At 36.1% G+C, this 22,472-nt stretch carries 19 protein-coding genes; 7 read left to right on the forward strand and 12 right to left on the reverse strand.

The window, feature by feature from the left end:
* Positions 1 to 13: 13 nt before the first annotated feature.
* The 9 genes from ACKTTZ_RS03115 to ACKTTZ_RS03155 form a co-directional block, all read right to left on the reverse strand.
* On the reverse strand, positions 14 to 829 hold the full coding sequence (locus tag ACKTTZ_RS03115) for an aminotransferase class IV (RefSeq protein ID WP_034696871.1): 816 nt from the start codon (positions 827 to 829) through the stop codon (positions 14 to 16).
* 78 nt (positions 830 to 907) lie between these two features.
* Entirely contained in the window at positions 908 to 1,294 is a 387-nt protein-coding gene (locus ACKTTZ_RS03120; protein ID WP_034696870.1) for an START-like domain-containing protein, read from the reverse strand.
* A gap of 190 nt (positions 1,295 to 1,484) precedes the next feature.
* The gene (locus tag ACKTTZ_RS03125) at positions 1,485 to 2,660 is read right to left on the reverse strand and encodes an aspartate aminotransferase family protein (protein ID WP_407849131.1); all 1,176 of its coding nucleotides are present in this window, start codon (positions 2,658 to 2,660) and stop codon (positions 1,485 to 1,487) included.
* Between the two features lie 97 nt (positions 2,661 to 2,757).
* Complete coding sequence (locus ACKTTZ_RS03130; RefSeq protein WP_253318100.1) at positions 2,758 to 4,497, reverse strand: OstA-like protein; 1,740 nt, start codon at positions 4,495 to 4,497, stop codon at positions 2,758 to 2,760.
* 3 nt (positions 4,498 to 4,500) lie between these two features.
* Positions 4,501 to 4,974 (reverse strand): Fur family transcriptional regulator, encoded by a 474-nt coding sequence (locus ACKTTZ_RS03135; RefSeq protein WP_002976876.1) that lies wholly within the window; start codon positions 4,972 to 4,974, stop codon positions 4,501 to 4,503.
* A gap of 65 nt (positions 4,975 to 5,039) precedes the next feature.
* Positions 5,040 to 7,034, reverse strand: a complete 1,995-nt coding sequence (locus ACKTTZ_RS03140) for a KUP/HAK/KT family potassium transporter (RefSeq protein WP_034696868.1) — start codon at positions 7,032 to 7,034, stop codon at positions 5,040 to 5,042.
* Between the two features lie 125 nt (positions 7,035 to 7,159).
* Positions 7,160 to 8,140, reverse strand: coding sequence for a pyruvate dehydrogenase complex E1 component subunit beta (locus tag ACKTTZ_RS03145; RefSeq protein WP_034696867.1), 981 nt, complete (start codon positions 8,138 to 8,140; stop codon positions 7,160 to 7,162).
* 236 nt (positions 8,141 to 8,376) lie between these two features.
* Complete coding sequence (locus ACKTTZ_RS03150; RefSeq protein WP_079242999.1) at positions 8,377 to 8,796, reverse strand: DUF2147 domain-containing protein; 420 nt, start codon at positions 8,794 to 8,796, stop codon at positions 8,377 to 8,379.
* Positions 8,797 to 8,945: 149 nt separating this feature from the next.
* Positions 8,946 to 10,874: an LTA synthase family protein gene (locus tag ACKTTZ_RS03155; RefSeq protein ID WP_034696865.1), complete on the reverse strand. Its 1,929-nt coding sequence runs from the start codon at positions 10,872 to 10,874 to the stop codon at positions 8,946 to 8,948.
* Between the two features lie 89 nt (positions 10,875 to 10,963).
* Between ACKTTZ_RS03155 and ACKTTZ_RS03160 the strand changes: the two genes are divergently transcribed.
* The 5 genes from ACKTTZ_RS03160 to ACKTTZ_RS03180 all read left to right on the forward strand — a co-directional run bounded on the left by ACKTTZ_RS03160 (position 10,964) and on the right by ACKTTZ_RS03180 (position 14,075).
* Entirely contained in the window at positions 10,964 to 11,677 is a 714-nt protein-coding gene (locus ACKTTZ_RS03160) for a CDP-alcohol phosphatidyltransferase family protein (protein WP_407847294.1), read from the forward strand.
* A 42-nt stretch (positions 11,678 to 11,719) separates the two neighbouring features.
* Entirely contained in the window at positions 11,720 to 12,484 is a 765-nt protein-coding gene (locus ACKTTZ_RS03165; RefSeq protein ID WP_034696863.1) for a 3'-5' exonuclease, read from the forward strand.
* A gap of 2 nt (positions 12,485 to 12,486) precedes the next feature.
* Complete coding sequence (locus tag ACKTTZ_RS03170; protein ID WP_034696862.1) at positions 12,487 to 12,885, forward strand: putative signal transducing protein; 399 nt, start codon at positions 12,487 to 12,489, stop codon at positions 12,883 to 12,885.
* A gap of 87 nt (positions 12,886 to 12,972) precedes the next feature.
* The gene (locus ACKTTZ_RS03175) at positions 12,973 to 13,578 is read left to right on the forward strand and encodes a fumarylacetoacetate hydrolase family protein (protein WP_034696861.1); all 606 of its coding nucleotides are present in this window, start codon (positions 12,973 to 12,975) and stop codon (positions 13,576 to 13,578) included.
* Between the two features lie 59 nt (positions 13,579 to 13,637).
* Positions 13,638 to 14,075, forward strand: a complete 438-nt coding sequence (locus ACKTTZ_RS03180) for a universal stress protein (protein WP_034696860.1) — start codon at positions 13,638 to 13,640, stop codon at positions 14,073 to 14,075.
* 83 nt (positions 14,076 to 14,158) lie between these two features.
* Here the strand turns inward: ACKTTZ_RS03180 and ACKTTZ_RS03185 are convergent, their stop codons facing one another.
* The gene (locus ACKTTZ_RS03185) at positions 14,159 to 14,392 is read right to left on the reverse strand and encodes a DUF6341 family protein (protein ID WP_034696859.1); all 234 of its coding nucleotides are present in this window, start codon (positions 14,390 to 14,392) and stop codon (positions 14,159 to 14,161) included.
* A gap of 42 nt (positions 14,393 to 14,434) precedes the next feature.
* Here ACKTTZ_RS03185 and ACKTTZ_RS03190 point away from each other — a divergent pair, with 42 nt between their 5' ends.
* A complete protein-coding gene (locus tag ACKTTZ_RS03190; protein ID WP_034696858.1) occupies positions 14,435 to 15,340 on the forward strand; it encodes a DUF6427 family protein in 906 nt (301 codons plus the stop codon).
* 6 nt (positions 15,341 to 15,346) lie between these two features.
* Positions 15,347 to 15,931, forward strand: a complete 585-nt coding sequence (locus ACKTTZ_RS03195; RefSeq protein WP_114820413.1) for a DUF3109 family protein — start codon at positions 15,347 to 15,349, stop codon at positions 15,929 to 15,931.
* A 459-nt stretch (positions 15,932 to 16,390) separates the two neighbouring features.
* On the opposite strand, the gene ACKTTZ_RS03200 is transcribed toward ACKTTZ_RS03195, so the two are convergent.
* Together ACKTTZ_RS03200 and ACKTTZ_RS03205 are read right to left on the reverse strand one after the other, a co-directional pair.
* Positions 16,391 to 19,234, reverse strand: coding sequence for a M16 family metallopeptidase (locus tag ACKTTZ_RS03200; RefSeq protein ID WP_407847298.1), 2,844 nt, complete (start codon positions 19,232 to 19,234; stop codon positions 16,391 to 16,393).
* 301 nt (positions 19,235 to 19,535) lie between these two features.
* The gene (locus tag ACKTTZ_RS03205) at positions 19,536 to 22,400 is read right to left on the reverse strand and encodes a M16 family metallopeptidase (protein ID WP_407847300.1); all 2,865 of its coding nucleotides are present in this window, start codon (positions 22,398 to 22,400) and stop codon (positions 19,536 to 19,538) included.
* Positions 22,401 to 22,472 lie beyond the last annotated feature (72 nt).

Genomic DNA, 22,472 nt, shown 5'->3' on the forward strand with positions numbered 1-22,472 from the left:
GGTTTGTCAATTTTTATACATTAAAACTTTTCTTCCAGCTTTCTACCAGTTCGGAGAAACGGGAAGTTTCAAAAGTCTTGTTTCTTATCTTACCTACAGAAAACATACCTTTCTCGTCAGAAATCATTAAAATTTCTTCAGCTTTCTGAGATTCAAATGCGATAATCTCGTGTTCCTGGATATCAGCAAGGTTATTTTTATGTAAAAAAGTTACAAAGTTTTCCATCAAAGGAGAAATGTAAGCTCCTTCAGTCTGTTTTGGTACTTTAATCACGTCACCTTCTAAAAAGAGAAGATTTCCGGCAGTGGTACGCGCTATTCTTTTGTTTGGATTCAGAAGAATCACGTCGTCAAGGTCATTTTCCTGGGCATAGATCACTCCATAAATATTTTCCGGACAGTGAACTCTGATATTGCTCAAAAGGTTGTTATTAACGTTAATTTCTTTAATCAAATCCAATTCCAAAGGTCTTTGATGAACCGCAAGCACATCCTCCATTTCTGTTACTTCGTAAAAATAGGAAACAGAAGATTTTGCCAATGTCACTCCATCATTATTTCTGAACACCTGGAAATTGATAATTCCATTCTTTACTCCTTTACCTTCAATGATTTCTTTTTGAAAAAGGGTCTGGAAAAACTCCAGGGTGTAAGTCAAAGGAATATTCAGTCTCATCTTTCTCATGGAAGCCATCAGGAAAAAATAGCATTCTTCGTCCATGATCAATCCACCATTTCTTACAAAGAAAGATACTTTTACTGAGTCTCCCCAAAGAAAAGCTCTGTTCTTTACATTTAACTCGTCTGATGTAAAATATTGATTTTCCAATTTTTGATGTGATTTATTTACAAAAAAATAATGAACGATAAATCGTTCATCAGTTTTATCATTTCATATAGCCCGGTATTATGCCGCACCTAGTTTTATTCTCAGGTTTTCGATAAGATTTTCCCAATACATTGCATTTTCCTCTTCATCACCTTCTTCACAGAAATCTGTAATATTTAAAGCCAGGTCTTCTGTAATATCATCAATTGTGATAGTCATTTCAAAGAAATTTTTTGTTCCTTCATCTTCTTCCCATCTGAAACGCACGAAACCTTCAGGCTTATATCTGATCAAAGTGGCCTTCTCAGCAGGTCCTCCACCCCAGCTAAAAAAGAAATCATCGCCTTTCTCTGTTACCTCATCCGCAAACCATTCAGACAATCCCTCTGCAGTCGCCAGATATTCATATAAAATCTCTGATAAACAGTGCATTGGAAATTCGTAATGGACTTTATGTTTCGCCATATAATCTTTGTTTTATCGTCCCGCAATATATAAATTAATTTTTTTATTACGCAAAAAAACAATTACTTTTTTATAGAATCTGTATGATATTTATCACTGGATTTAAATCCCTGTGATGTCAGGTTTTAAAGCTAAAAATTACCATGCAAAACATAAAAAAACCTCTCATTTACAGAGAGAGATTTTATCTTTAATTTTCATTCAGTATATCAAGAATAATCTGGCACCCTTCCCTGATTTCGTCCAAGGATAATGTAAGAGGCGGAGAGATTCTCAGGTATTCATTTCTGTACAACTGCCAGAAAACAACAAGCCCTCTTTCCATACATTTCTTAGCCACTTCCAGCGTGTATTCAGGAGTTCCTAAGTTCACGGCAAGCATCAACCCTTTACCGTTGATATTTTTGATTTTAGGATGAACCAAAAGTTCTCTGAACAACTTTTCTTTTTCTTCTACTTCATTCATCAAACCGCTTTCCAGAACTTCTTTTAATGTGGCATAACTTGCTGCTGCAATTAAAGGATTTCCCCCAAAAGTGGTAATATGACCAAGCTTTGGTGAATGAGAAAGGGTTTCCATGATTTCTCTGGAACTCATAAAAGCTCCCACAGGAACTCCTCCTCCCATTCCTTTTCCCATTACCAGAATATCAGGAACGATACCAAAGTGTTCAAAAGAGAACAATTTTCCTGTTCTTCCAAATCCTGGCTGTATTTCGTCCAAAATCAAAAGCGCTCCTACTTCTTCACATCTTCTTTTTAATTTGATCAGATAGTCGTTATTTGGAACCAGAAACCCTGCTGCTCCCTGAATGGTTTCAAGGATAACACAAGCCGTCTTCTCTGTAATCTTATCAAAGTCTTCTTCATTGTTAAATTCAATAAAAGAAACCATTGGTAATAAGGGACGGAATTCTCTCTTGTGAGTTTCATTTCCTGAAACACTCAAAGCCCCATGAGTATTTCCATGGTAAGAGTTTTTAAAGGAAACTATTTCTTCTCTTCCGGTATATCTTTTAGCCAGTTTTAAGCTTCCATCAATAGCTTCTGCACCACTATTTACAAGGTAAGTAACTTCCAGTGGATCCGGAGTAGCTTCTGCAAGCAGTCTGCATAATGCGATAGGTTTTTCCTGTGCATATTCTCCGTACACCATTACGTGAAGATACTTATCGGTCTGCTCTTTAATGGCAGCTACTATTTTAGGATGTGAGTGCCCCAAAGTGTTGGCAGAAACTCCTGCTACAAAGTCAAGATATCTTTTTCCGTCTGTTCCATAAATGTAGCTTCCTACTGCTTTTTCAACTTCAAAGCCGGCAGCAAATTGGGTGGTTTGAGCCTGATATATAAAAAAATCTTTATGCATTTCCATTGTCTCCAAAAATTTCAGCAAAGCTATAAAAGATTCATTAAACGTTAAAATTAATCCACAAAAAAGACCAGTGCTTACTGGTCTTTTTCTATTATTTTCTGGTACGTTTAGGTTTCTTAGCTTCTTCTTTAGCTTTTTCGTCATCAATCGCTTTCTGCGCTTTATCAAACAATTCGCTATCAGCCGTATATTGTATTTCTTCGTTGTTTGGGGTATCTACAAGGATATCCTGCCATTTTCGGATTCTATCCTTGGTATTCCAGTTGAAATCCGGAAATTTCCTTTTCGAAGGTTCTATCATGCTCATCGGATAAGTGTCTGAAGCTGCACCGATACTGCATGAAATAATCTGTAAAGCTCTTTCTTCAAACAATGCTCCGATAATTCCACAGGTAGAAAGCGTAATTCCTATTCTTTCCTGTTTTTTGGTTTCCTGATCAGTATCATCAACATACACGATAGACTGAGCGTTTCCAACAACCCTTGCTTCTTTAATAGCGTTTTTCTCATAGTAAACCGTCATGAATTTTCCTTTCACCTGATTGAACTCGTCTTTCAGGGTAAGTGAGTCTACTTTACTGATGGCAAAGGCATTTCCGATTACTTTTAAAGAGTCAATATCTTCTGTCTTGGTATTGAAGTAAGCTTCTACTTTATCTCCGGTAACCTGCTTTTCACCACTCCAAAGAATCGGGTTGGTATACATATGCATGATTCCGTCTGTTTCATTGAAAGCAATAGAATCTGCTCTTCCCTGTGCATTGGATTTAAAAATACGGGCTTTTTTGAAAGCTCTCAGATAGCTTTTTTTGACTTTGATATCTAATGTATCCGGTCTTTGATAAGAGATAATTTTTTCTGCAGCAAAATAAATAGAATCTTTTTCCATTACTTTTACAGCATAAGGATTTTTCGTCATCATGGCGGAGTCTTTTTTCTCAAAAATTTCTCCGTAACCTCCTTTTATATATCTTTTTTCTATAGGATCATCAAGGGTTACATTTCCTGTTGCTTTACCAAACCCTGTGATCTGATTGTAGTACATATCATCACCGGTAAGGATTTTCTCATTGTAAAAGATTCTGGAGTTTTTGGTTAGAAAAGCCTCCTTGGAATCCATTCTGTAAGTTCCTTTTTCCGTATAGATTCGGTTTCTTGGATTGGTTTTGCTGGTAATGGTTGTAGGACCTAGAAAATCAGCAATTTTTGTATTCTGATTCTGCTTGATATTGGGTCCTTCTATGATATACTGAGGGGTTTCAATTTTTACATTTCCTGTAAGATCCACCACTCTTGTATTGAGAAAATAAGTTCCTACTTTGGCATAGGTTACATTCTGACCGTCGGAAATCGTCCCTCCTGTATTAAAATAAGCCTGATTAGCCAGCCTGTCATAATACAGAATATCTGTTTTTATGGTTTGTTTAGGATCAGTCAGAACCACATTTTTTCTGGCAACACCTTTCTGGGTATTGGCATCATATTCCATTTCTCCTGCAGTGATTACAGAACCATCGGTATTTTGAAGTCTTGTATTTCCGATCGCTTTTACAAAGTTCTCTTCATTATACAAAACGACTTCATCTGCTGTAAGAATGGAGCCTTGGTGTTCTATCTGAACATTTCCGGTAAAATATTGATTCCCGTCGTATTTTTCAGGGCTTTTTTTGATCTCGTCCGCATGGATGATCTTTACTTTATCTTCAGGTCTCACCTGTTTGGGCTGAGCCGGTGAAGGAGCCTGCAAATAAGGATCTCTCTTCACAGGAGTTTTATCCTGCGCAAAGTTGAGCGTAGAAATAAAGATTAACAGAAAAAGGGCTATTCTCATTAATTAGTCATTCTTAGTGCCATAGAAATATAGCGAATGAGAATCAATTTTTACGCCAAAAGCTTCTTCAATGGCTTCTTTGATTCCTTGGATTCTTGGGTCACAGAATTCAATAATTTCTTCAATTTCTTTATCAGAGTCTTTTTTGTAGATCACCAGATGGTCATGCTGTTTGTCAAAATAAGACTTTTCATAAGACGAAGAAGTCAATGTTTTTTCTCCGAACTGATGCTTACGGATTAAGCCTGCATCAAGGAAAATTTCAATAGTGTTGTAAATGGTTGCTTTGGAAACATGATATTTTTTCTGCATCATGAGAAGATACAGATCATCAACATTAAAGTGATGATCCATATTATAAATCTCTTCCAATATCGTATATCTTTCAGGTGTGTTTCTGAACCCTTTTTCTAATAAGTAGTTTCTCAAAACATCCTTGATCAATGCTATATTTTTTTCTTTTTGTATTGTATCCATTAAAAAAATTATCTACAAATTTATTGAATTTTATTTAAATAGATAGTATGGTTAAATACGAGTGGCTACGAGTTGTGACGGAAATACCCGGACTGCTCGATCTTATTATCATAAACTGTTAATTCTGTGATCGGTGCAGATTCTACCTCTACGTTATGTGAAGATACTCCCCAAGCCTTAAAGTCATCACTTCCGATATACTTCACAAAGTTATAAATGTTAAGAGTAATCTTCTGTTTAACAGTTAAAAGGATATCGTTGATATAGGTGTTATCTATGATCACATATTTAAGATCCGGTGGTATATCATGAGCTCTTAAAGATGGGTGGCTGCTTCTTGAAGGAATGGTTCCGTCTGCCATTAAGTCTTTAAGAACCATATTGAAATAATCGTTAATTCTTCGGTCTACTTTAAATCCTAACAGGAAGTTGATTTTATATACGGTTCCCGGAAGAATTTCATCCACGGTATATCTGAAAGTATATGGATCTTCCTGGTTTACGATGCTCAGGATAAAGTAATGATCTGCTCTTTTCGGTTGTTTTTTGATGATGGAATAAATAATTTTTGATTCCACTTCATCATTTCTTTTGGCTCTGCTCAGATAAGCCAGATTGGTAGCATATTTTGGAATGGTTTCGTCCAGTTTCATGTCTTTAAGAATAGACACATATTTTTCTATTTTCACAAACTGGATAAATCTTGTTTTGATCAGTCTTCCGTTATACCATGCATACATAGAAACTCCGATAGAGCCTGCTAATACAACAGTGATCCATCCACCTTCCATGAATTTGATGATGTTGGCACTGAAGAAACCTAATTCGATAGCCATATAAACCATTGCGAACAACAGAATCAAGACCTTGCTTACTCTGTGTTTCAGTAGCCAGAATACCAACAGAACTGTGGTCATCAACATCGTTACGGTAATGGAAAGTCCGTAAGCCGCTTCCATCTTTCCTGATTCTCTGAAGTGAAGAACAACAATGATACACAGGATAAGAAGTCCCCAGTTGATTCTTGGGATGTACATCTGACCTTTAACTCCGGAAGGATAATCAATTTTCTGATTAGGCCAAAGGTTAAGAGACATTGCTTCTGAAAATATGGTGAAAGAACCTGTAATTAACGCCTGGCTGGCAATAATTGCAGCAGCTGTTGCCAAAATTACTCCCGGAATAATCATCCATTCTTCCATGATTCCAAAGAAAGGATTCACTACAGAAAACCCAGGTTTGTTATAATTGGTTAAAAGCCATGCTCCCTGTCCAAGATAGTTAAGAATAAGCATAATCTTAACGAATGCCCAGCTTATTCTGATATTTTTAGCACCACAGTGTCCTAAATCAGAATATAGTGCTTCTGCTCCGGTTGTACAAAGGAAAACTGCTCCTAAGATCACAATAGCACTCGGAGAGTTGACAATAAGTTTGTAAGCATAGTAAGGATTGAAAGATCTTAAAATCTCAAAGTTTTCACTTAAATGCATTACACCTAAACCTCCTAATACCAAGAACCAAACTACCATTACAGGACCAAAGAATTTCCCGATAAAGCTGGTTCCGAATTGCTGTACCACAAAAATGGCAATCAGGATTCCAATGGTGATAGGTACCACAGGTGTGTGTGGGTTATAAATTTCAAGACCTTCAATAGCTGACATAACCGTCAATGATGGTGTAATAACTCCGTCTGCAATAAGAGCTGCTGCTCCTACAATCGCGATGAGATACAACCATCCCTTCTTAAGGTTTCTTACCAATGAAAACAAAGCAAGGATACCACCTTCACCTTTGTTATCTGCTCTTAAAGCAATGATCACATATTTTATCGTGGTCTGCAGGGTAAGGGTCCAAATAATACAGGAAAGAGCTCCTTCTATGTATTCATTGAAAGGCATATTGCTCCCTTGGGATCTTGCATTCACAATTGCTTTCATTACGTAAAGCGGAGAGGTACCAATATCTCCAAAAACAATTCCTAGAGACACTAAAACTCCTATAAAGGAAAGTTTCTTTATGTCGAAGTGGTAGCCATCTTCTGTAACTTCTGCCATATCAGCTTAATTTATTTTAAAGGCGCAAATTTATACTAATTTTATGACGTCAAGAATTTTTCTTCATGAATATAATAAATGAAAAAACTTCCTTTCGGAAGTTTTTTTCTATAACTATTCTATAATTATTTTACGTACATCGCTTTTTTGATTTCCTCTTTCACTTTTTCAAGTTTAGGGAACCATTCTGCAAATAATGCAGCAGAGTAAGGTGCAGGTGCATCAGGAGTAGTAATTCTCTTGATAGGAGCATCTAAGTAATCAAATGCTTTTTGCTGTACCATATAAGTAATTTCAGAAGAAATAGAAGCAAATGGCCAAGCTTCTTCTAAAATAACCAATCTGTTTGTTTTCTTAACGGAAGCTAAAACAGTATCAAAATCCAGAGGACGAACTGTTCTAAGATCGATAACTTCTACAGAGATTCCTTCTTTCGCCATATCTTCAGCAGCCTGTAAAGCCAGCTTCATGATCTTACCAAAAGAAACTAAAGTAACATCCGTACCTTCTCTCTTGATATCTGCTTTTCCTAATGGTAAGTAGTATTCTTCTTCAGGAATTTCCATTTTATCTCCATACATCTGCTCAGATTCCATGAAAATAACCGGATCATTATCCTGAATTGCAGTTTTCAACAACCCTTTCGCATCGTAAGGATTTGAAGGAACCACTACTTTAAGACCAGGAATGTTTGCAAACCAGTTTTCAAAAGCCTGAGAGTGAGTAGCACCTAATTGACCTGCAGAAGCTGTAGGACCACGGAAAACGATTGGACAATTCCATTGTCCACCACTCATCTGACGGATTTTTGCAGCATTATTGATAATCTGATCAATTCCTACCAATGAGAAATTGAATGTCATATACTCTACGATGGGTCTGTTACCATTCATCGCAGCACCCACAGCAATCCCTGTAAAACCAAGTTCAGCAATTGGGGTATCGATTACTCTTTTAGGACCAAACTCATCCAACATTCCTTTTGAAGCTTTATATGCACCATTGTATTCTGCTACTTCCTCCCCCATTAAAAAGATGGATTCGTCTTTACGCATTTCCTCGCTCATTGCCTGTGCAATTACCTCACGAAAAGTATATTCTGCCATATTTATTCGAAAAATTTAGACTACAAAAATAGTGTTTTTTTATTATACACATCATAAAAACGCTCTTCATTTCCATGAGAAGTCATAATATTAACTGTATTTAAAATTAATTTTCCTTCTTAAATGCTTCCTTATTATGGCTTTTTTATGTTCCGAAGAATTTTCACAGAATTTTTATCCACAAAAAATGACATCCCATTTCTGAAATGTCATCTAAAATTCTATTTAAACTTATATTAATTAGCTTTCTCCCAAACCTGGGTTCTTCCTAATAAAGATAATCCTAAGTACCCTCTTACGTTCAGTTTATCACCGCTTCTTGTAATGGTACATTTGTATGTTTTTCCTGTTTTAGGGTCTGTGATAGTTCCTCCTGTGAACTCATCACCGTCTTTTTTCAATCCTCTGATGATCTCCAATCCTAAAATTGGTTTTCCTTTTCTGTCATCTTTACAAGCTGTACAGTTTGGATCAGCTGGTTTTATCAATAACTGAGAAACTTTTCCATAGTATTTTCCGTCTGATTTCTTGAATACTTCAACAATAGATTTTGCCTGTTTTGTCTCATCATCTATCGTTTTCCACTTACCTTCTATCTGTGCAAATGTAAGTACACCACATAAAGAAAGTGCGAACGTTAACAATATTTTTTTCATATTTCTTATAGTTTTAATTTTATATAATATTCTTATCTACGTATTGATAAAAATATAAATTAATTTTCAACGAACAAAAACTTTTATTATACAAAGCATAAAGAGGTAAAGAAAAGCAAAAAAATCAATCCAAAGCCGCCTCTTTCTTCTTAATAAAGCTTTCTGTTAATCACCCTATCCATATAATCCTGGTACCAGGCCTTTGCGGTTTTCTTTCCTTGTTCTATTTCTGGGTTTTTAGCTTCATTCATGATATTTTTTTCAAGACTTAAATCAGATTTATCATAGACTCCGATGATTTCTTTTCCATCAAAGCGGTAAATATAATTTCCGATCATGAACTGATCTGTACTTCCATCCGAGTTTACGACAATAAAAGGGTATTTTTTATCACTCACCAAGCTTCTCCCCCAACTTCTGATCGGTTTGTTGTACCCGATAAGATCAGCCAATGTAGGATAGATGTCTGCCTGTTGGGCAATTTCCTCGCTTACTCCTTTTAGTTGATAAGCAGGATTCGGAGAATAGAAAACCAACGGAACAGCATAACGATTCATTGCTCTTTCATATTCCGGATAATACACCTGATTGGTATGGTCTCCCGTGAAAACAAAGATGGTATTATTGTACCAAGGTTGCTTTTTAGCCGTTTCAAAATATTTTTTGATCGCATAATCCGTATACTGCATCGGCTCATGGATTTCTATTTTTCCTTTTTTAAATTTCCCGTTATATTTTTCAGGTATTTTAAAAGGGTGATGTGATGATGCTGTAAATACAGTCGTCATAAAAGGTTGTTTCTTTCCAACATTCTTTGCGAAGTACTGAAGGAAAGGTTCGTCCCAGATCGCCCACATTCCGTCAAAATCTTCATCATGATTGTATTCTGTTTTCCCGAAATAATGTTTAAATCCTAAGATATTTCCGAAACCAAGGAATCCCATAGAGCCATTTGGAGCACCGTGATAAAAAGATGTATCATAACCAAGATCATTACACACAGAAACAATAGACTGAATTTTCTGATTGGAATATGGAGATCCTGTAAATGCATCGGTAAGACTCGGAATTCCGGCCAACACACTGCTCATCCCATGAATAGACTGTCTTCCGTTTGCAAAAGTATTCGGAAAAATAAGACTTTGTCCAGCCAGACTATCCATAAACGGAGTGTAAGAAACGTAGTCTTTGATATTTTTATCTTTATTGAAAGCTCCCGAATATTCTCTTCCGAAAGATTCTACAATGAAAATAACAATATTGGGACGGTTCTCCACTTTTCTGTCGTATACTTTATAAGGCTGTACATAATCTTCAATATATTTTTCATCTACAAAATGAACTTCTTTAAAATTATTGGTATTTAACGTCCTGAAAAAAGAGAATGTACTGTTGAGTACCATATTTCCCTGAAGTGGATTTGTCACAAAACGGGTTGCATCCACCATATTAATAGGTCTTGTACTATGTTTAAAATCGCCTCTGATTCCTCCTACAACCAACACCGCTGTAATACACAGCGTAAGAATGGAAGTGATAAAGTAAGGAAGCAGTTTCACAGGTTTTGTATCTTCTACTTTCACCCTTTTGTAAAGGAAAACCCATAAGATCATCAACACCACGTACCAAATGAGTACAAAAGGATGTTCTCCCACAGAGATCGTCAATGTTTTGGAAACATTGGATTCATGTTCTGCCACTTGAAATACGGCTGAAGTAAGTCTTGCCTGCGAAAATTTATAGTAAATAAAATCTCCGAAATTCATGGCATAAGCAATCCCGTTGGTAATGAAATACAGCCAGAAAAGAATCTTCTGAAAAACTTTCTTTGTATTGATCACCAATGGCAATAAACTCAAGAGGATGAATAGTGCATTGACATATAAAATAGCTGTAGTATCGAAAGCTGTACCATGGAAAGCCAGCTTTATATATTCTGAAACAGAGTCAACTTTAATCAGATCTTTATTAAAATACCAGAATAAAAGCCTGGCAATCTGATAAAAAACATAGGCTAAAAAAATCCTGTAAACCAATGCCAGAACTTCCTGTTTTCTAAATCCTTTTAAAAATTTCATGGAGCAAATTTACATCAAAATCACTTTAATGCATTTTTTAGTTCATATTATTTTGAGTTAGAATTTTTAAAAACTGTAATTTTGTGCTTATGGATTTTATAAAGAATAATCTTGCCAATGCCTTAACCCTGGCTAACTTATTTGCAGGTTGTGTAGGTGCAATACATTTAATTTTAGGAGATTATCAGACAACAGCAATCTGTCTTATTCTCTCTTCTATCTTCGATTTTTTTGATGGCTTTGTAGCCAGAGCAGTAAAATCAAACTCTAATCTTGGACTTCAGCTGGATTCTCTTGCAGATATGGTAAGCTTTGGAGTAATTCCGGGACTTACGATGTACAAAACCCTTGAACCTTTCGGTTCAGAACTGCTTGGAATGCATTTTCCATTTGAGATCAAGTATCTGGGATTAATTGTTACCGTATTTTCCTGTCTGAGACTTGCGATCTTTAACCTTGATGAAGAACAGCGTTATTATTTTAAAGGATTGAATACACCTACCAACACCGTTTTACTGTTCGGTCTTTATTATGCCTTTAAAGAAACCGGAACTTTCAGCTTCCTGTTTGATAACGAATTGCTATTGGTTCTGCTGACTCTTCTTACGTCATGGCTTCTGATCAGCCCGATCAAGATGATGGCGATGAAATTCAAATCCAAACAATTAAAAGATAATTACCCTAAAGTTGTATTACTGGTGGGAGGAATTGCTATTCTTGCGATATTCCAGGTTGTTGGAATTCCAATGCTTGTTATTTATTATATATTGGTGTCTCTTATTTTTCAGGCACAATTAAAATAAACTCATTTAAATAAAACACGTTTCAAATTATTAATAATCAACATGAATTTAAAGCTCCATAAACCACTTTGTATTTTTGACCTGGAAACCACAGGAACCAACATAGGAAAAGACAGAATTGTTGAAATCTGTATCTTAAAAGTAAATCCGGATGCTTCCAGAGAAAGCAAAACATGGCGTGTAAACCCGGAAATGCTTATTCCTAAAGAAAGCAGTGAGATCCACGGGATTTATGATGAAGATGTAAAAGATGCTCCTACCTTCAGAGACATTGCTTCTAAAGTAATGGAAATGATTACCGGCAGTGATTTGGGAGGATTTAACTCCAACCGATTTGATGTTCCGCTTTTGGCTGAAGAACTTTTAAGAGTAGGAATGGATTTTGATCTGAGTAAATTCAGATTGGTAGATGCACAAACTATTTTCCATAAAAAAGAGCCTAGAAACTTAGGTGCTGCTTACCAGTTCTACTGTGGAAAAACATTGGAAAATGCACACTCTGCAGAAGCTGATGTATTGGCTACATTTGAAGTTCTGGATGCTCAGGTTGGAAAATATGATGATATCCCGAATGAAATAGCGCCGTTAAGTGAATTCACATTCCATAATAAGAATGCAGATCTTGCCGGATTTATCGGATATAATGAAAAAATGGAAGAGGTTTTCAACTTTGGAAAATATAAAGGCCAGGGCGTGAAAGCGGTATTCCAAAAAGACTTAGGATATTTCGGATGGCTTCAGAATGCTGACTTTCCATTATATACCAAGAAAGTTTTTACAAAGATTCAATTATCAAGTAGATTTTAAATATGTCTGACCTGGTTCGTTTTAAATTTTATGAAACTGCCCTTGAAGCTAACAGGGACAAACAGATATTGGCTGAAAACAGTATCAATAGTTTCATTGCGAATGAGCAGCTTATCCAGTCGGATTGGCTTCTGTCACAGGCTGTAGGAGGCATACAGCTTCAGGTGTTTGAAGAAGATTTGGAAAAGGCTCAGCAAATCCTGCAGGATTATAAAGACAACGAGCAATATTCGCTGGAAGTAGAACATACCATTGAAGATCCCGAGTTTGATTTTGTCTGTCCAAAATGTGGCTCCAACCATATTTACAGGGATGACAGCGCTACCAGCTTCTTTGGAATTTCATTTCTGACGAGTCACAAATTCAAATGTTACTATTGCGGGAATGAGTTTACGCATTAATCTATTAAGGATAAATAGCCTTTAACACATCTAAAAGATTGCGTCGTCCCTCGCAATGACGAGGTTAAAAAATAAATAAAAAGAGTTATGAAAATAATCTGCATAGGAAGAAACTACAGTGAACACGCGAAAGAATTGGGAAATGAAATTCCTGAGAATCCTGTTATCTTTATGAAACCGGATACCGCTGTTTTAAAAGGCAATGATTTTTATATTCCCGAATTCTCCAATGATATTCACTACGAACTTGAAGTGGTATTAAAAATTTCAAAAGGTGGAAAATACATTCAGAAAGAAACAGCACACAAACATTACGAAGAAATTGGTCTTGGAATCGATTTTACAGCCAGAGATCTTCAGAGTGAACTGAAATCAAAAGGGCTTCCATGGGAGCTTGCCAAAGGTTTCGATGGTTCTGCTGTGGTAAGCAGTTTCTTTAAAAAAGAGAACTTCAGCCTTGAGAACCTTCAGTTTTCATTGTTAAAAAATAAAGAGAAAGTACAGGATGGCAATACGAAAGATATGATGTTCAACTTTGATGATATTGTAGCTTTTGCCTCTCAGTATTTTACATTAAGAGTAGGTGACCTTATTTTCACAGGAACTCCAAAAGGGGTTGGAAAAGTAGATGAAAATGATATTCTGGAAGCTTACCTTGAAGAGGAAAAAATCCTTGATATCCGAATATTATAAGTATTTAACATCAAAGTCTGACAAATTTTTCCTATCTTTAGGTAACAAAATTAGAGGTTATGATAAATATTGTATTACCCGTAGATTTTGGGGACAAGACAGACCAATTGGTAGACGGTGCCATAAAATTTGCAAAACAGCTTAACGGCAGAATTTACCTGATCCACGTAGCGCCATCAGATATTGGCTTTGCCATTGGTGATATGGGATTTCAATATTTTCCTGAAGTGGAAGCCAACGAAATCAGAGAAGAGCTGGTGCAGCTTAATAAAATTGAGCAAAGAATCATCGGCCATGATATTGATTGCGAGCACCTTTTAAAACAGGGACTTGCCAAAGATATTATTCTGGAACATGCAAAGGCAAAAAATGCAGATTATATTGTGATGGGATCACATGGCAGAAGCGGAATTTATGATGTATTCGTGGGAAGCTTAACAAAAGGAATTACGAAAAGTTCTAGTATTCCTGTTTTGGTACTTCCGATTCACGACTAAGAAAAAGAAATTTTAATCGTTAGTAATAAAAAAACCGATCAAAGCATAATGTTTGATCGGTTTTTTACTATATAACCAATTAATTAACCTTCTTTTTTGTAGATATTCGGATCGTAGTAAGGATTCTTACCTTCCGTTGGAGAATAATAGTCTTTGTCTTTGTCACCACCTAGTGTAACCACCAGTACGTAGCACCAATAAGTAAATAGTACACAGCAAACTATAAATAGAATCCAGTTTAAAACATTTCCAAACGCATCAAAGAAACCGAAAGTCCATTTGAAAACTTTGCTTAAGAATAGAAAGAAAGACGTCATTATTTTCCTTTTTTAAATTAACTTTGTACAAATTTATAAAAAATGTTTAAATTACTTTCAAAAGAAAGCAATATTTTTTCAATTCCTGTTTATATTGGTTTTCTTCTTTTAGTAGTCGTAATATTTAACATACTGAATTTCAACACTTACGAAGCTATAGTTGCCGGAATAACTTTTCTGGGAATTGCTTTGGGATATTTTTGTTTTCACAGTATTGCCCTTAATTATCAGACCCATCTGCCGTTATTCTTATACACCTTTTTCATTTTCGGGCTGTATCCCGGAAATCTGGATATAGGAATTGCGGTTTCGCTGCTGACCAACTCCTTTCTTATCCTTCTTCTGACCAGTGCGGATGAAGATATCAGAAAGAAATCCTATGTATTGGTGGGATCTATTGTAGCCCTGAATTTTATTTTTCTACCTACGACATGGCCTATGGCTGTTTTTGTCATCATCCACGTGATTGCAACTTCTGCTAAAATTACCCTGAACCTCTTCAGGTTTCTATTGGGAATTGTTTTGATTACATTCAGTTATTTTTCTGTCATGTATTTCGTTCAGTTCACATCGTGGAATATTGATTATTTTCCGTTTGGAAGGATGAAACCGGTGACAGATTACACGGAACTTCTGCCGTTGATCCCTGTAGTTCTGATGCTTATTTATGCTGTATATGACCATTTTAAAAATTACAACAAGAAAAGTCCGATAAGTAGGTATAAATACACTTTTCTACTGGTTTTTTCTGTGGCACAGCTTGTTTCCATCATTTTATACATGAATAAAAGCTATGAATATCTGCTTCTTCTGGCATTTCCTTCTAGTATTATTCTGAGCAGAATGATGAGATTTTTACCTAAATACTGGATGCGTGAAGCCAGTGTATGGGTTATTATTATTAGTTTACTGACCTTTAAAGCAGGTACAGTTTTTGATTTATTTTAGAAAATTATGATTCAGATAGACGATAAATTGATTTCAGAGGAAATTTTTTCCGAAGAATTTGTTTGCAACCTTACAAAATGTAAAGGTGCATGTTGTGTGGAAGGAGATGTGGGAGCTCCGTTGGATAAAAACGAGCTTGAGATATTGGACAGTATTTTTGATCAAATAAAGCCTTACCTTACCCAGGAAGGCATTAAAGCCCTTGAAGAACAGGGAACATGGACTACTGATCCGCACGACGGAATGTATGTTACTCCAATGGTGGAGAACCGCGAATGTGCGTATGTAACCTTTGATGAAAAAGGAATTACGAAATGTGGTATTGAAAAAGCATATGAAGATGGTGCCGTGGACTGGCAGAAACCTATTTCATGCCATCTTTACCCCATCCGTGTTACGGAATATTCTGCATTTACGGCATTGAATTATCACGAGTGGAATGTATGCAGTGATGCCTGTACCCTTGGAAAAGAACTTCAGGTACCTGTCTATAAGTTTTTAAAAACTCCACTGACAAGAAAGTATGGTGAAGAATTTTATACTGTTCTGAGCGAAGCTGCTGAAGAATGGAAAAAAGAATATGGTTCTTAGCCGGTCAGGATTTGAATTAAAAAATAAGAGAGGCTGTCCAAAAAGGACAGTCTTTTTTATGCGACCCATTACTGTCCGATAAAAAGTATAAATACATTGAAAATATTAATATTTATGCTATGAATTAACAGGTCGCTCCTCCGGAGCTCTAATTTTAAAACAAATACGTTCTATTAACAGTCAGCTCCCATAGAAGCTAAATTTGATCCCGTCGGGATCTACTGTTAGTAGAAAAATGAAATCCCCATAAAACAAAGCTCCGGAGGAGCGACCTGTTAATTCTATTTAAATTTTATCGAACAAGAATGGTTTTTTATATAAAGTGTCAGATCTAAGGTTCATTCAAAACATTTATATGCCCCTCATTCTCTCCTAAATTCTATTTCTTTATAACAACAAGAGGCTGCCAAAACTTTTTGGACAGTCTCTTTCTTGTTTTTTATCGTCAATAAAAATGAATCAGTTCGCTGCTCCTGTTTTTTTAATGTCAGCTTTTTTAGCATTTTCCCATCCGTCTTCCGGCATTAGTGTTGCTACATTTTTTTCTTTGGTAAGATACTTTTTGGCAACATCCTGAAGATCTTTTATGGTAAGTGCCTTTACTTTATCCGGGTAATTCAGGATATCGTATTGATCACTTCCGTCTAATTGATTTTGGGCAATACCCTGCAACCAGAATCCATTGTCTTTAAGGCTTGTTTTATATTCGTTGTATTCTCCTTCTTTGTATTTATCAAGATCCTTTTGCTCTGGCCCTTTATCTATCAATTTTTGTAATTCTGCCATGGCGCTTTTGGTAAGCTTCTCTGCATTTTCCGGACCACAAGGGAAATTAACACTAAAATCATAGGCACTGTATGGGATTTTACTGAAGCTTCCACTTGCACCACCTCCATAAATGCCACTTTCATCTTCTCTTAGCTTTTCGAGAACTTTAATGGTAGCGACTTCTCCAAGTGCAGATAATGCCATAGCTTCCTTCTCATTATAAGGAGCTTCTCCGCTGTAAGAAATTGTTACAAGGCTCTTCGGTTCTTTTCCTTTTTTATAAACCTTTGTATATCCTCCTTTCACCGGTCTGTAACCAGTATCTTTAAATGTAGATGATTTTCCTGTTGCAGGAAGTGAAGCGATATACTGCAGGACTTCATTTTTAAGTTGTCCTTCATCTATATTCCCTACAAAATAGAAATGGAAATTACCTGCATTAGCAAATTTTTGTTTGTAGATATCATAAGCTGTCTTATAATCTGTATTCACCCAATCTTTTTCGGTAGGTTCAAGGCCGGTGAATCTTGGGTTTTTCTGATTGATAAATTTGGAATATTCATTAGAGAAATAGTATTCCGGATCTGAATCTACATTCGCCAGCATTGCAGATTTCTTTGTTTTGTAGGCGTTGAATGATTCAGGATTGTAATTTAAGTCTGTAAAACAGGCATAGATCAGCTCCATCGCAGTCTTCAGATCTTTTTTTGAACTTGTTCCGGAAACACCTTCTGTAAGTCCACCCACGTAAGCGCTTGCACTCACCTGTTTTCCTGCAAGATAGTGTACAAGATCTGTTTTGGAAAGCCCGGCTAATCCAGCTTCCAGCAAAGCATCAAATGCAAATTTTGTTTTATTGTAATCAGCATCCGGAATAACAGAAACTCCTCCCAGACCTACTGCTCCAAAAACAATTTCATCATCTTTAAAATCTGTTTTCTTGAAAGTAACCTTAACACCGTTGTTCAAAGTCCATGTGGTCGTACCTAATTTGGCGTCTGCTTCAGTTTTAGTGATTTTTCCTTCGGATTTAAAAGGTTTTATTAAACTCTCGGTTTTCTTTTTTTCTTCATAAGGTTTAAGATCAGCCATTTTAACGGCATCGAATGTCTTCAGAACCATGGCTTCCGTTGGCATGATTATATTATCCTTTTTTGGACCTGTAATAATAATGACCCTGCTGTCATCTTTTACCCGCTTTTTGATAATTCCATTGGTTTGTTCCAGTGCTATGGCCGGAAGGATTTCTTTAATATGTTCATATCCCCAGGTAATTCCAGGTATTGGCTCCTGTCTCAGGAAATTATTCACATAACCATCGATAAGCTCACCGCTTTGGTTTTTATCTTTGTTGTTGTAAGCCCATTCATAAGATGAAAGCATCTGATCTTTAGCTCTGTCCAATTCAGATTGGGTAAATCCGAATCTTTTGGCTCTTTCCACTTCTTCCAAAAGAACTTTTAGCCCATTCAGCTGATCACCGTCTTTTGTAGCTGCTGATCCCTGAAATGCTTCTTTGCTTCTTGCAAAAGTTCCTCCGTGATAAACTGAGCCATAAGTAAAAGGTGGATTTGTAGAATTAACCAGTTCTGCCAACCTGCTGTTGAGCATCATATTCACAAGACCTTCTACAACACTTTGATCATACTGCTGAACCGTTACATCCGGGTGGTACGCCTCAGAATCTTTGATAATGAATTGCACTCCGGAACCTGTTGCATCAGGATCAGTTTCAATAGCTACCAGTGCTTGTTTATGGTTTGGAAGATCAAAAGATTTTCTTTCTCTGGGTTTTGAAGGATTTTTATATTTACTGAAATTATTCTTGATCTTTTTCTCCATATCATCTACATTGATATCTCCTACTACTACAATTGCCATCAGATCCGGTCTGTACCAATCCTGGTGGAATTTTCGGATAAGATCAGGTTTGAAGTTTTCCAGTACTTCTTTTTTACCGATTGGCAGTCTTTCTGCATACTGAGATTGGTATAAAAGTTTTGGAAGGTATTTATCCATCATTCTCTTATCGGGTCCAAGACCTAATCTTAGTTCTTCCAGAACCACTCCTCTTTCTTTATTGATCTGTTCGTCAGAAAGTGTTGCATTAAATGCCCAGTCTTCCATTACTTTCAGTCCGGCATCCAGATTTCCTGGTTTATCTAATGGCACAGGAAGCATATAAACCGTTTCATCAAAACCGGTATAAGCATTCAGGTGCTGCCCGAATTTTACTCCGATCGATTGCAAAAAGTCTACTAATTTATTATCCGGAAAGTTTTTAGTTCCATTGAAATTCATGTGCTCCATAAAGTGAGCAAGTCCTCTTTGATTTTCGTCTTCAAGAATAGATCCTGCGTTAATCGCCAGACGGAATTCTACTTTTTTCTCAGGTAAAACATTTTTTTTAATGTAATACTTCATTCCGTTGGAAAGAGTACCGATTCTTAAGGACGGATCCACCGGGATGTTTTGTCCATAGACATTTAGAGACATCAGGAAGATGACTGAAAACGAAGATAATATTTTTTTCATCTACATTATTTTTTGACCCTTCAAAAATATCGATTCTCTGTACCATTAGCCTTTTATCAGAGGGTTAAATTGGAGTTAAAAAATTTAAATATTACAAAATGAAAACAAATTGTTTCTTTTATATTACTTAAAATGATTTTTAATTAAAAACATTCATGATTTAATTAAAATAGACTAATTAAAAATAAGATTATTTTCTTCATTTTTCCTGAGATTATGGTTAATCTACTATTATTTTATCCTTTTTCAAACAAAAAAACCGTTGTATAGTACAACGGTTTTCTTATTTTAATTAAAAAAATTAATTAGCAGCACCTGCTTTTACAGTCGCTGTTTCTGCTTTTTTAGTTTCTTCTTTTTTAGCTTTTTCCCAGCCATCTTCAGGCATTAGGGTTGCTACAATTCTTCCTTTTGTAAGATATTTTTTCGCAACATTCTGAAGATCTTTTACCGTAAGTGCTTTTACTTTATCCTGATAATTTAAGATATCATACTTGTCACTTCCATCTAACTGGTTCTTAGCAATGGCGTTCATCCAGAACATATTATCTTTAAGTTCTGTTTTGTTGTCATTGTATTCTCCTTCTTTATATTTATCCAGGTCTTTTTGTTCAGGACCATTATCGATAAGCTTCTGAAGCTCTGCAATAGCACTTTTAGTCAGCTTCTCTGCATTTTCCGGACCACAAGGGAAATTAATACCGAAACTATACGTTCCGTAAGGTATTTTATTCATTCCTCCTCTGGCACCACCTCCATAGATACCACTTTCATCTTCTCTCAGCTTTTCGATAACTTTAATAGTAGCCACCTCTCCAAGTGCTGATAATGCTAAAGCTTCTTTTTCATTGTAAGGAGCTTCTCCGCTGTAAGAGATAGATACCATACTCTTAGGATCTTTTCCTTTTTTATACACTTTACTGTAATCTCCGGTCATCATTCTGTACCCTGTATCTTTATACATTGCTGCTTTTCCGGATGATGGCAGACTTGCAATATATTGCAGCACTTCGTCTTTAAATTTGGCTTCGTCTATGTTTCCTACAAAATAGAACTGGAAGTTTCCTGCATTGGCAAATTTATCTTTATAGATATCGTAAGCTTTTTTATAGTCTGTATTGGCCCAATCTTTCTCCATTGGGAATACCCCAATAAATCTAGGGTTCTTCTGGTTCATGAATTTTGCATGCTCATTAGAGAAGTAAGCCTGAGGATTAGACAACAGGTTATTCAGCATTGCAGATTGCTTTTCTTTATAAGCATTAAAGGAAGCAGGATTATAATTTAAGCTTGTAAAATAAGCATACATAAGCTCCATAGCAGTTCCTAAATCCTTTTGTGTAGTTCTTCCGGAAACGCCTTCAAAAAGAGAAGTTACCATAGGATTTACGTTCACTTGTTTACCGGCAAGATAATTGGTAAGATCTGCTTTTGAGAATCCTCCTACTCCAGCTTCTGTTAATGCTGAGAAAGCAAACTGAGTTTTATTGTAATCAGCATCAGGGATAAGAGAACTTCCTCCTAAGCTTCTTGCTGTAAATACGATTTCGTCGTCTTTAAAATCTGTTTTTTTGAAAGTAACTTTCGCTCCGTTACTTAAAGTCCACGTTGTTGTTCCTAACTTGGCATCTGTTTCAGTTTTAGCAATTTTCCCTTCAGATTTGAATGGCTTCACCAGATTTTTGATCGTTGCTTTTTCTTCGTAAGGCTTAAGATCTGCCATTTTTACAGCATCAAATGTATTCAGAACCATTGCTTCTGTAGGCATGGTTACATTATCTTTTTTAGGCCCTGTAACCACAATTACCCTGCTGTCATCTTTCACCATTTTCTTGATGATTTCATTGGTTTGTGCAAGCGTAACAGATGGCAAGAAAGCTTTGGTATCTTCATATTCCCATGCAATTCCCGGGATTGGTTCCTGCTCAAGGAAGTTTCTTACATACTCGTCTATCAGAATCTCACTTTCTGTTTTGTCTTTGTTATTATAAGATCTTTCAAGATTGGAAAGTACCTGAGATTTTGCTCTGTCTAGTTCAGACTGTGTAAATCCAAATCTTTTTGCTCTTTCCACCTCTTCCAATAGAACTTTCAACGCATTCAGCTGGTTTCCTTCTTTCACCATGGCAAATCCCTGGAACGCTTCTTTGCTTCTTGCATAAGTTCCTCCATGGTATACTGATCCGAAAGTGAAAGGTGGATTTGTAGAATTGATGAGTTCTCTCAACCTGTTATTTAACATTGTCGTTGAAAGATTTTCTACAAGGCTTTGATTGTACTGTTCTACTGTTACATCAGGTTTATAGGCATCAGCATCTTTCATAATAAACTGTACCATAGAATTGGTAGCATCTGGATCTGTTTCAATAGCTACCAAAGTTTCTTTATGATTCGGAAGATCAAAAGATTTTCTTTCTCTAGGTTTTGAAGGATTTTTATATTTGCTGAAATTATCCTTGATCTTCTTCTCAATTTCGTCTACATTGATGTCCCCTACTACTACAATTGCCATCAGATCCGGTCTGTACCAGTCCTGGTGGAATTTTCGGATAACATCTGGTTTGAAGTTTTCCAATACTTCTTTTTTACCGATTGGCAGTCTGTCTGCATACTGAGATTTATATAAAAGCTTGGGAAGATATTTATCCATCATCCTTTTATCAGCTCCAAGACCCAGTCTCAGCTCTTCCAATACAACTCCTCTTTCTTTATTGATCTGCTCATCGGAAAGCGTTGCATTAAATGCCCAGTCTTCCATTACTTTCAGTCCGGCATCCAGATTTCCTGGTTTATCTAATGGTACAGGAAGCATGTAAACCGTTTCGTCAAAGCTGGTATATGCATTAAGGTGTTGCCCGAATTTCACTCCGATAGACTGTAGAAAGTCTACTAATTTATTATCCGGAAAATTTTTGGTTCCGTTGAAGTTCATGTGCTCCATAAAGTGAGCCAATCCTCTTTGATTCTCATCTTCAAGAATAGATCCGGCATTGATTGCCAGACGGAAGTCTACTTTTTTCTCAGGTAATGTATTTTTTTTGATGTAGTACTTCATTCCGTTGGAAAGAGTACCAATTCGTACAGATGGATCCACTGGAATATTCTGTCCAAAGGCATTCGCAGACATCAGGAAAATGACGGCAAATGAAGATAATACTTTTTTCATGGTTATTTGATTTTATTTACAGTTTAAAACTAACATTTATTCACAAGGTGAAGAAATCATAAAATCTTTTTT

Origin of the sequence: Chryseobacterium sp. KCF3-3, assembly GCF_045865955.1 — a bacterium.
Taxonomy (GTDB): Bacteria; Bacteroidota; Bacteroidia; order Flavobacteriales; family Weeksellaceae; genus Chryseobacterium.

Excerpts from the sequence above, each read along its gene's own strand:
- ACKTTZ_RS03120 (WP_034696870.1), bottom strand. The coding sequence starts at position 1,294 with ATGGCGAAACATAAAGTCCATTACGAATTTCCAATGCACTGTTTATCA.
- ACKTTZ_RS03125 (WP_407849131.1), bottom strand. The coding sequence starts at position 2,660 with ATGCATAAAGATTTTTTTATATATCAGGCTCAAACCACCCAATTTGCT.
- ACKTTZ_RS03130 (WP_253318100.1), bottom strand. The coding sequence starts at position 4,497 with ATGAGAATAGCCCTTTTTCTGTTAATCTTTATTTCTACGCTCAACTTT.
- ACKTTZ_RS03135 (WP_002976876.1), bottom strand. The coding sequence starts at position 4,974 with ATGGATACAATACAAAAAGAAAAAAATATAGCATTGATCAAGGATGTT.
- ACKTTZ_RS03140 (WP_034696868.1), bottom strand. The coding sequence starts at position 7,034 with ATGGCAGAAGTTACAGAAGATGGCTACCACTTCGACATAAAGAAACTT.
- ACKTTZ_RS03145 (WP_034696867.1), bottom strand. The coding sequence starts at position 8,140 with ATGGCAGAATATACTTTTCGTGAGGTAATTGCACAGGCAATGAGCGAG.
- ACKTTZ_RS03150 (WP_079242999.1), bottom strand. The coding sequence starts at position 8,796 with ATGAAAAAAATATTGTTAACGTTCGCACTTTCTTTATGTGGTGTACTT.
- ACKTTZ_RS03155 (WP_034696865.1), bottom strand. The coding sequence starts at position 10,874 with ATGAAATTTTTAAAAGGATTTAGAAAACAGGAAGTTCTGGCATTGGTT.
- ACKTTZ_RS03160 (WP_407847294.1), top strand. The coding sequence starts at position 10,964 with ATGGATTTTATAAAGAATAATCTTGCCAATGCCTTAACCCTGGCTAAC.
- ACKTTZ_RS03165 (WP_034696863.1), top strand. The coding sequence starts at position 11,720 with ATGAATTTAAAGCTCCATAAACCACTTTGTATTTTTGACCTGGAAACC.
- ACKTTZ_RS03170 (WP_034696862.1), top strand. The coding sequence starts at position 12,487 with ATGTCTGACCTGGTTCGTTTTAAATTTTATGAAACTGCCCTTGAAGCT.
- ACKTTZ_RS03175 (WP_034696861.1), top strand. The coding sequence starts at position 12,973 with ATGAAAATAATCTGCATAGGAAGAAACTACAGTGAACACGCGAAAGAA.
- ACKTTZ_RS03180 (WP_034696860.1), top strand. The coding sequence starts at position 13,638 with ATGATAAATATTGTATTACCCGTAGATTTTGGGGACAAGACAGACCAA.
- ACKTTZ_RS03185 (WP_034696859.1), bottom strand. The coding sequence starts at position 14,392 with ATGACGTCTTTCTTTCTATTCTTAAGCAAAGTTTTCAAATGGACTTTC.
- ACKTTZ_RS03190 (WP_034696858.1), top strand. The coding sequence starts at position 14,435 with ATGTTTAAATTACTTTCAAAAGAAAGCAATATTTTTTCAATTCCTGTT.
- ACKTTZ_RS03195 (WP_114820413.1), top strand. The coding sequence starts at position 15,347 with ATGATTCAGATAGACGATAAATTGATTTCAGAGGAAATTTTTTCCGAA.
- ACKTTZ_RS03200 (WP_407847298.1), bottom strand. The coding sequence starts at position 19,234 with ATGAAAAAAATATTATCTTCGTTTTCAGTCATCTTCCTGATGTCTCTA.
- ACKTTZ_RS03205 (WP_407847300.1), bottom strand. The coding sequence starts at position 22,400 with ATGAAAAAAGTATTATCTTCATTTGCCGTCATTTTCCTGATGTCTGCG.